We start from the raw sequence: 8,573 nt of genomic DNA, 5'->3' as shown, positions 1-8,573 counted from the left end.
AAGGGAACCGACCCGGCCACCGCCGCGTAGGCGCCCCCCAAAAATGCCGCCCCGCAGAAGAGCCAGAATGCGCCGAGCACCACCGCCAGCGCCGCCAGCAGGCCGGTCAGAACCCCGGCGCCGGTGCCCAGCATAAAGACCGCTTTGCGCCCGCGCCTTCTGGCCAGGGCACCAAAGGGTAAAATACAGGCCGCCATCCCGAGGACAAAAATGGCGATCGGCAGCGTGGCAAGGGTACTATCGGGAGCGATGGCGTTGCCGACAATCGCTCCGGTGGCGTAAAAGACCACCGAGTTGGCCCCCGCCAGCGCCTGTGCGGTCGCCAGGCGGATAATATTGTTGTTCTGTTGCCTGACCGGCAGGGTTATCTCAGCATTCATCAATTATCGTTATCCGGTTGCGCTGCGCGCCTGCGCGGCGTGTGAACAGCCACTTTACCCGGCAATGAGGCAATCGCCAGCGCCTATTCGTGAATTTTCCACTTCTGCTTGAGCACATTTTTATCCTGGCTATCCAGCCAGCGGTTGACCTTCTCCAGCAGCGGCTGATTATCCTTGTTCATCATGTAGACCTTAAAGCTGGCGGTTCCCGGAAAGGGCTGCTCGTTGGCGACGCAAAAGACCCCGGGCTCTTTGTTCTGGTAATAGACGCCCTCAATCAGGTCGGTCACCATCATGTCGGCGGTTTTCTGCCGCAGCGCTTCAAGGTTATCGACGTTGTTTTTCACCCGGATAATCTGCGCATGCTTAATATGCGCATCGACGTAGCTTTGGTTGGTGCCGCCGGGGTTCACAATCACCTTCACGTTCGGCCGATCGATTTTTTCAAGGCTCCCCAGCCCCGGCGCCGCCGTGCAGCTGGCGAGGGCAATTTTGCCGTTGGCCACCACCGGATGGCTGAGGGCGAAATCTTTCGCCCGCTCCGGCGTTTCGGTGACGCCGCCCATGGCGATATCAAACTTATCGGCCTGCAGATCGCCCGACAGCGTCGGCCAGCTGGTCTGCACGAACGCCACCTTCAGTCCCAGCTTCTCGCCAAGATCTTTCGCCATGTCAACGTCATAGCCGAGCAGCTCCCCCGCACCGTTATGAAACGCCAGCGGGGCGTAATCTCCCGGCACGCCGACCCTCAGCTCGCCGCTTTGCTGAATTGTTTGCATATCGCGTGCCGAACTGCTGCAGGCCACGCTCGCCAGCGCCAGGGCAATACAAACCTTAACCTTCATACCATCATCCTTATTAATTAGTCAGTTATGTTAATTCTAAGCGTCTGATCCCCGCCGGTATTTTTTTTCGTTAACGGGCATTAATGATAATTTTGTTAACCATATGTTTTCTTTTTGTGATGCACAACCAGGAAATGTTGCACCTTCTTTGTGCATATTTTGCTGAAAATCTACGCTCATAGTTCGCCTGCCTCCACTCTTTTCCCCGTCATACCGCAAACGACGGTGTTCCGTAAGAGATGGCATGCATTGTGCTTTGTTATCTGAGTAACAGCGCAATGATTTATGAGAACCCAATATCACCGGGGGTGAGGATGAACGAGAGTAGCGACGAGCTGTTTCGCACCATTGAGGCGACCTTCAGCCAGCTGACGCCTAGCGAAAAGCGCATCGGCAGCTGGCTGCTGAGCCATCGTCAGCATATCCCCTTTGAGACCGCGGACAGCATTGCCCAGGCAACCGGCACCAGCGGGATCACCGTCGGACGCTACCTGCGCAAGCTGGGCTACCGCAACCTCGATGATGTTAAAAACAGCCTGAAGGATCGCGCGCCGGTGCCCTATAGACACTGGGGCGTCATCGATCGCCTCGACTCCTGGGCGCAGCAGCAGGCGCAGCCCGACCGCGCCAGCCTGTCGCTGCAGATGGAGCTCGACGCGATCCGCTACGTCTACCAGCTGGCGCAGGAGGAGACCTTCGCCCGCATCAGCGATCGCATTGCGCGAGCCGACGCGGTGATTGTGATCGGCATTCAGTCCACGCGCGGTCTCGCCAACGCCTTTTTTAGCCACCTCGAATATCTGCGCCCGCGGGTGACCTACGCCGACGGCAGCTCCGGCAGCTGGCTGGAGGCGCTGAACTCCGAATATGAGCATCCCTACGTGGTGATCACCGATACCCGCGCCTACTCCAGCACCGCCAGGCAGTTCTGCCGGGTGGCCGCCGAGCGGCGCATCGCCACCGCGCTGGTGACCGATATCTGGTGCCCGTGGGCCCGCGACTATCCGCTCGATCTGCTGCAGGTCAAAACCGATACCGGCCACTTTTGGGATTCGCTCGCGCCGATCGGCTGCCTTTTCAACCTGCTGCTCTCGGCGGTGGTCGAGCGGCTCGGCCCGTCGCTTTCGCAGCGCCTGGCCGAGAACCGGGCGCTGCAGCAGGAGTTTGGTCAATTTGAACGTGAATAAGCGCCTGCTCGCCAGGCTTCAGGACAGGAAATAACAGATGAATCAGCAAGTCACCCTGGTCGATATCCGAGCGCGGTTTCCGGCGCTGGCTATCGATCTCAAGTACGCCAGCGCCGATAACATTACCGGCCAGCCCATCTATGCCGAAGCCCGCTGCCTGCTGCACCCGGACGCGGCGGCGGCGCTGGAAAAGTCTCTGCACATCGCCCGGCTGGCGGGCCTGCATCTGCAGGTTCTCGATGCCTATCGTCCGCAGCAGGCTCAGCACCTGCTGTGGAACGCCTGTCCGAACCAGGACTACGTGGTGCCGATTGCGCTGGGTTCGAACCACAGCCGCGGCACCGCTATCGACGTGACGCTGCTCGACGAAAGCGGCCAGCCGCTGGATATGGGCACCGCCTTCGATGAGATGGACGATCTCTCTCACCCTTACCACCCGGCGGTTCCTGCCGCCGCTCAGCGTCATCGCCTGCTGCTGAACGCCGTGATGTTTGGCGGCGGCTTTAAGGGTATTTCCACGGAATGGTGGCACTTCGAACTACCGGACGCGGCCGGTTATCCGCTCCTTGATGATGTTTTTGCCTGCCTGGCTCCCGCTAAGACTGACGGAGTAATTCCATGAAAATGATGCGTACCCCCTTAACCGGTTTTCGTCCGCTGCTGCTGGCCGTCGCGCTGGCCGCCGCCGTTGCACCGGCCTATGCCGCGGTCCCCAAAGATATGCTGGTGATCGGCAAAGCCGCCGACCCGCAGACTCTCGATCCGGCCGTGACTATCGATAACAACGACTGGACGGTCACCTACCCGGCCTATCAGCGGCTGGTGAAATACAAAACCGATGACGGGAAAGGTTCGACGGACGTCGAGGGCGAGCTGGCGGAGAGCTGGCAGGTCTCCGATGATGGTAAAACCTGGACCTTTACGCTGCACAAAAGCATGCAGTTTGCCGACGGCTCGCCGGTGACGGCCGAGGCGGTCAAGCTCTCGTTCGAACGCCTGATGCGCATTAAGCAGGGTCCTTCGGAAGCCTTCCCGAGCGGGTTGAAAATTGATGCCGTCGATCCCACCACGGTCCGCTTCACCCTGCCGGAGCCTTTTGCCCCGTTTCTGCACACCCTCGCCAACGACGGCGCGTCGATCGTCAATCCGGCGGTGCTGAAGGCCAACGCCGCCGACGACGCCCGCGGCTGGCTGGCGGAGCACACCGCCGGCTCCGGCGCCTATATGCTGCAGCGCTGGCAGAAAGGCCAGCAGCTGGTGCTGGTGCCCAACCCGCACTACGCCGGCATTAAGCCGGTCTTTAAGCGGGTCACGGTGAAGATTATCGGCGAAAGCTCCGCCCGCCGCCTGCAGCTGACCAAGGGCGATCTGGATATTGCCGACGCGCTGCCGGTAGACCAGTTCGCGGCGCTGAAAAAAGAGGATAAGGTCGCGGTGTATGATTATCCGGCGCTGCGCGTCACCTATCTGTACCTTAACAACAGCAAGGCGCCGATGAATCAGGTCGATCTTCGCCGCGCCGTCTCCTGGGCCACCGACTATAAAGGGATGGTCAACGGCATTCTCGGCGGCAACGGCAAGCAGATGCGCGGCCCGATCCCGGACGGCATGTGGGGCTATGACGCCAGCGCCATGCAGTACTCCCTCGATATGGACAAAGCCAAAGCCGCGCTGGAAAAAGTGGCGGATAAGCCGAAAACCCTGTCGTTCCTCTACTCCGATAATGACCCTAACTGGGAGCCTATCGCCCTCTCCACCCAGGCGAATCTGCAGGCGCTGGGTATCCAGGTGAAGCTCGAAAAGCTGGCTAACGCCACCATGCGCGAGCGGATTGGCAAAGGGGATTACGACATCGCCATCGGCAACTGGAGCCCGGATTTCGCCGACCCCTATATGTTCATGAACTACTGGTTTGAGTCGGATAAGAAAGGGCTGCCGGGCAACCGTTCATTCTACGAGAACCCGCAGGTTGACGCCCTGCTCAAGAAGGCGGTCTCCACCGCCGATCAGGGGCAGCGAACCGCGGATTATCAGGCGGCGCAGAAAACGGTGATCGATGAGGCCGCCTACGTCTATCTGTTCCAGAAGAACTATCAGGTGGCGATGAACAAAGAGGTCAAAGGCTTCGTCTTTAACCCGATGCTCGAGCAGATCTTCAATATTGCCGAGATGCGCAAATAGCGGGCCGCACCTTAACCTTGTGATGCCGGGCAGCCATCGGCCCGGCAGAGGACGTCATGATGAGTTTCTGGGGTTTACTACGACAACGCAGCTGGGGACTGATCCTCGTCGTCGCCGGCGTATGCGCAATCACCTTTATTATTTCGCACCTCATTCCCGGCGACCCCGCGCGGCTGCTGGCGGGCGATCGCGCGAGCGATGAGATCGTGCGCCATATTCGCCAGCAGCTGGGGCTGGATCTCCCCCTCTGGCAGCAGTTTTTACACTACGTCAACGCGCTGCTGCACGGCGATCTCGGCACCTCTATCCGTACCGGGCGCCCGGTGCTGGAAGATCTGAAAACCTTTTTCCCCGCAACGCTGGAGCTGGCGATATGCGCGCTGTTTATCGCGCTGGTGGTCGGCATTCCGCTCGGCGTGCTCTCGGCGGTGTACCGCAACCGCTGGACCGATCATCTGGTACGCCTGATGGCGCTGACCGGTATTTCTACCCCGGCGTTCTGGCTGGGGCTGGGGGTGATCGTTCTGTTTTACGGCAAGCTCAACTGGCTGCCGGGCAGCGGACGACTTGACGACTGGTTTGACCCGCCGACCCACGTGACCGGTTTCTACCTGATCGACTCGCTGCTGGAGGGCAACCTCGAGGTGTTCTTTAACGCCCTTCAGCATCTGATTCTGCCGGCCACCACCCTGGCCTTCGTCCACCTGGGGATCGTCGCCCGGCAGATTCGCTCGGCGATGCTGGAGCAGCTTAGCGAAGATTACATCCGCACCGCGCTGGCCAGCGGCCTGCCGAAGTGGACCATCGTGATGCGCTACGCGCTGCCCAACGCGCTGATCCCCTCGGTCACCGTGCTCGGCCTCGCGCTGGGGGACCTGCTGTACGGCGCGGTGCTGACCGAAACCGTCTTCGCCTGGCCGGGAATGGGCGCCTACGTGGTCTCCTCTATTCAGGCGCTCGATTTCCCGGCGGTGATGGGGTTCGCCGTGGTGGTGTCCTTTGCCTACGTGCTGGTCAACCTGCTCGTTGACCTGCTCTATTTGTGGATCGACCCGCGTATGGGTCGGGGAGAAAGCTAAGTGATGATGACCCAGGAAAGCCCCGCCGTCGGCGCGAAAATCAGCCGCAGCCACGCGTGGAAACGCCGCCTGTGGCTGGTACGTAAAAGCCCGCTGACGCTGATCGGCGGCGGCATTATGCTGATCATGCTGTTCCTGATGATCTTCTCCCCCTGGCTGGTGCCGCACGATCCCAACGCCATCGATCTGACCGCCCGCCTGCAGGCGCCGTCGCTGAGCCACTGGTTTGGCACCGACGAAGTGGGCCGGGATCTGTTTAGCCGGGTGCTGATCGGCAGCCAGCAGTCGATCGCCGCCGGGCTGGCGGTGGTGCTGATCGCCGGGATCGGCGGATCGCTACTGGGCTGCCTCTCCGGCGTGCTGGGCGGGCGCAGCGACGCGCTGATCATGCGGCTGATGGATATCATGCTGTCGATCCCCTCGCTGGTGCTGACGATGGCGCTGGCCGCCGCGTTAGGCCCGAGCCTGTTCAACGCCATGCTGGCGATCGCCATCGTGCGGATCCCCTTTTACGTGCGCCTCGCCCGCGGGCAGACGCTGGTCGTGCGCCAGCACAGCTTCGTGGAGGCCTCCGTCACCTTCGGCGCCTCCCGCTGGCACCTGATCAGCTGGCATATCCTGCGCAATGCGCTGCCGCCGCTGGTAGTGCAGGCTTCGCTCGATATCGGCAGCGCCATCCTGATGGCGGCAACGCTGGGCTTTATCGGCCTCGGCGCCCAGCAGCCGACCGCCGAATGGGGAGCGATGGTGGCTAACGGCCGCAACTATGTTCTCGACCAGTGGTGGTACTGCGCCTTCCCCGGCGCCGCCATCCTGATCACCGCCGTCGGTTTTAATCTGTTTGGTGACGGGATTCAGGACTTACTGGATCCGAAGTCCGGAGGACGCAGCTAATGAATAATCGGGTTTTAACTATCGATAACGTCCGCTTAAGCTTCCCCGTCTATCAGGGCGCGGTGCACGTCCTGAACGCCGTTTCCCTGCATATCGACCGCGGCGAAATCGTTGGCGTGGTGGGCGAGTCGGGTTCGGGGAAATCCGTTACCGCAATGCTGGCGATGCGCCTGCTGCCGCCGGAGAGCTATCAGATCCACAGCGGTCAGGTGACCCTGATGGGCAACGATATCCTCGGCGCAACGGAAAAAGAGATGCGCGCTATTCGCGGCCGCAGGGTGGCGATGATTTTCCAGGAGCCGATGACCGCCCTGAACCCGACGCGGCGGATTGGTAAACAGATGGTGGACGTTATCCGCCAGCACCGTCCGCTCTCCGCCCGCGAGGCGCGCGCCAGGGCGGCGGCGCTGCTGGCGGATATGCAGATCGCCGACCCGCAGCGGGTGATGGAGCGCTATCCGTTTGAGCTCTCCGGCGGGATGCGCCAGCGGGTGATGATCGCCATCGCCTTCTCCTGCGAGCCCGACCTGCTGATTGCCGATGAGCCCACTACCGCCCTGGACGTGACCGTTCAGCGCCAGGTTCTGCGCCTGCTAAAACAGAAGGCGCAGGCCACGGGAACCGCGGTGCTGTTTATCAGCCACGATATGGCGGTGGTTTCCCAGGTCTGCGATCGGCTATACGTCATGTACGCCGGGGCGGTTATCGAAAGCGGTTCCACCCCGCAGGTACTGCATCATCCGCTGCATCCCTACTCCGTTGGCCTGCTGAACAGCGCTCCGGATAACGGCGAACCGCGATCGCTGCTGCAATCGATTCCCGGCACGGTGCCCAATCTCGCGCGCCTGCCGGGGGGCTGCGCCTTCCGCGAGCGCTGCTTCGCCGCCGGCGAGGGCTGCGGGACGGTCCCGCAGCTGCGACCGATAGAACACACCGAACAGCAGGCGGCCTGCTGGTATCCGCAACGGGAGAACGCCCATGTCTGACAGACTATTAACGCTGAGCGATGTTCATCTTAACTTTCCGGCGCGCAAGAACTGGCGCGGCAAGGTCGTCGAGCGCGTCTATGCGCTAAACGGCCTCGATATGACGGCCTATCGCGGTGAAACCCTGGGTATCGTTGGCGAATCCGGCTGCGGCAAAAGCACCCTCGCCAGGCTGCTGATGGGCATGCTCAAACCCTCTTCCGGCCGCTTCGATCGCGGTGGGGACTCCGCGGCCGGGGGCGACGCCGGAAGAATGCAGATGGTCTTTCAGGATCCCCTCTCCTCGCTGGATCCGCGCCTGCCCGTCTGGCGGACCATCACCGAGCCGGTGTGGATCCAGTCCCGGCCCGGCGAAAAGGCGCGGCGCGCGCTCGCCGAACGGCTGGCGCTGCAGGTTGGGCTACGCCCGGAGTATCTCGACCGCCTGCCGCACGCCTTTTCCGGCGGCCAGCGTCAGCGCATTGCGATCGCCCGCGCGCTGTCGGCGAAGCCGGATATTATCGTGCTGGATGAGCCCACCTCGGCGCTGGATATTTCGATGCAGGCGCAGATCCTCAATCTGCTGGTTGAGCTGCAAAAACAGCAGAACCTGACCTTCGTGCTGATCTCGCATAACGTCTCGGTGGTGCGTCATATGAGCGACCGCGTGGCGGTGATGTATCTCGGGCAAATCGTCGAGATGGGCGAAGCGCGCCGTGTCCTCGACGCCCCGGCTCATCCCTATACCCGGCTGCTGATGGATTCGGTGCCGCGGATAGGCGCGCCGCTGGGCGACGCCCCGCGCAACACCGAGCTGCCCGGCAACCGGCATCTGCCGGAGGGCTGCTATTTTCGCGAGCGCTGCCCCTTCGCCGGCGCCGGCTGTGAGCAACCGCAGCCCCTGCGCCCGCTGGCCAACGGCAGCGCCGCCCGCTGCTGGAAGGCGGAAAGCCTTGCCTGCAGCGGCGTAAACTAAAAAAACCGCCACCTGAACACAAGGTGGCGGTTTTTATCTGCCGGTCACGGAGTGACGCGGCGGAGG

The 8,573-nt window shown here is 61.9% G+C and carries 8 protein-coding genes and 1 pseudogene; 7 read left to right on the top strand and 2 right to left on the bottom strand.

Annotated features, from left to right (window positions below; genetic code table 11):
* A pseudogene (locus tag PFH44_RS10545) lies at nt 1-380 on the bottom strand (MFS transporter); the annotation flags it as partial.
* An 83-nt stretch (nt 381-463) separates the two neighbouring features.
* Nucleotides 464-1,225: a transporter substrate-binding domain-containing protein gene (locus PFH44_RS10540; protein WP_283824981.1), complete on the bottom strand. Its 762-nt coding sequence runs from the start codon at nt 1,223-1,225 to the stop codon at nt 464-466.
* 314 nt (nt 1,226-1,539) lie between these two features.
* Between PFH44_RS10540 and PFH44_RS10535 the strand changes: the two genes are divergently transcribed.
* From PFH44_RS10535 to PFH44_RS10505, 7 genes are read left to right on the top strand one after another with little or no spacing between them, the layout of a single operon-like run.
* Entirely contained in the window at nt 1,540-2,412 is an 873-nt protein-coding gene (locus PFH44_RS10535) for a MurR/RpiR family transcriptional regulator (protein ID WP_045857770.1), read from the top strand.
* 37 nt (nt 2,413-2,449) lie between these two features.
* Entirely contained in the window at nt 2,450-3,034 is a 585-nt protein-coding gene (gene ddpX / locus PFH44_RS10530; RefSeq protein ID WP_283824980.1) for a D-alanyl-D-alanine dipeptidase, read from the top strand.
* Nucleotides 3,035-3,039: 5 nt separating this feature from the next.
* The gene (locus PFH44_RS10525) at nt 3,040-4,593 is read left to right on the top strand and encodes an ABC transporter substrate-binding protein (protein WP_283824982.1); all 1,554 of its coding nucleotides are present in this window, start codon (nt 3,040-3,042) and stop codon (nt 4,591-4,593) included.
* Between the two features lie 59 nt (nt 4,594-4,652).
* Nucleotides 4,653-5,672, top strand: a complete 1,020-nt coding sequence (locus PFH44_RS10520) for an ABC transporter permease (protein WP_045857765.1) — start codon at nt 4,653-4,655, stop codon at nt 5,670-5,672.
* Nucleotides 5,673-6,566 (top strand): D,D-dipeptide ABC transporter permease, encoded by an 894-nt coding sequence (ddpC, locus tag PFH44_RS10515; RefSeq protein WP_045857764.1) that lies wholly within the window; start codon nt 5,673-5,675, stop codon nt 6,564-6,566.
* Nucleotides 6,566-7,552, top strand: a complete 987-nt coding sequence (locus PFH44_RS10510) for an ABC transporter ATP-binding protein (RefSeq protein WP_045857762.1) — start codon at nt 6,566-6,568, stop codon at nt 7,550-7,552. The genes ddpC and PFH44_RS10510 overlap by 1 nt, the downstream gene beginning before the upstream one ends.
* On the top strand, nt 7,545-8,507 hold the full coding sequence (locus PFH44_RS10505) for an ABC transporter ATP-binding protein (protein ID WP_283824979.1): 963 nt from the start codon (nt 7,545-7,547) through the stop codon (nt 8,505-8,507). The genes PFH44_RS10510 and PFH44_RS10505 overlap by 8 nt, the downstream gene beginning before the upstream one ends.
* The last annotated feature ends 66 nt before the right edge of the window (nt 8,508-8,573 follow it).

The sequence above is a fragment of the Klebsiella sp. Ech2A genome, from assembly GCF_030078455.1.
Lineage (GTDB): Bacteria > Pseudomonadota > Gammaproteobacteria > Enterobacterales > Enterobacteriaceae > Klebsiella > Klebsiella terrigena.
This window is presented reverse-complemented; position numbering and strand designations above follow the sequence as displayed.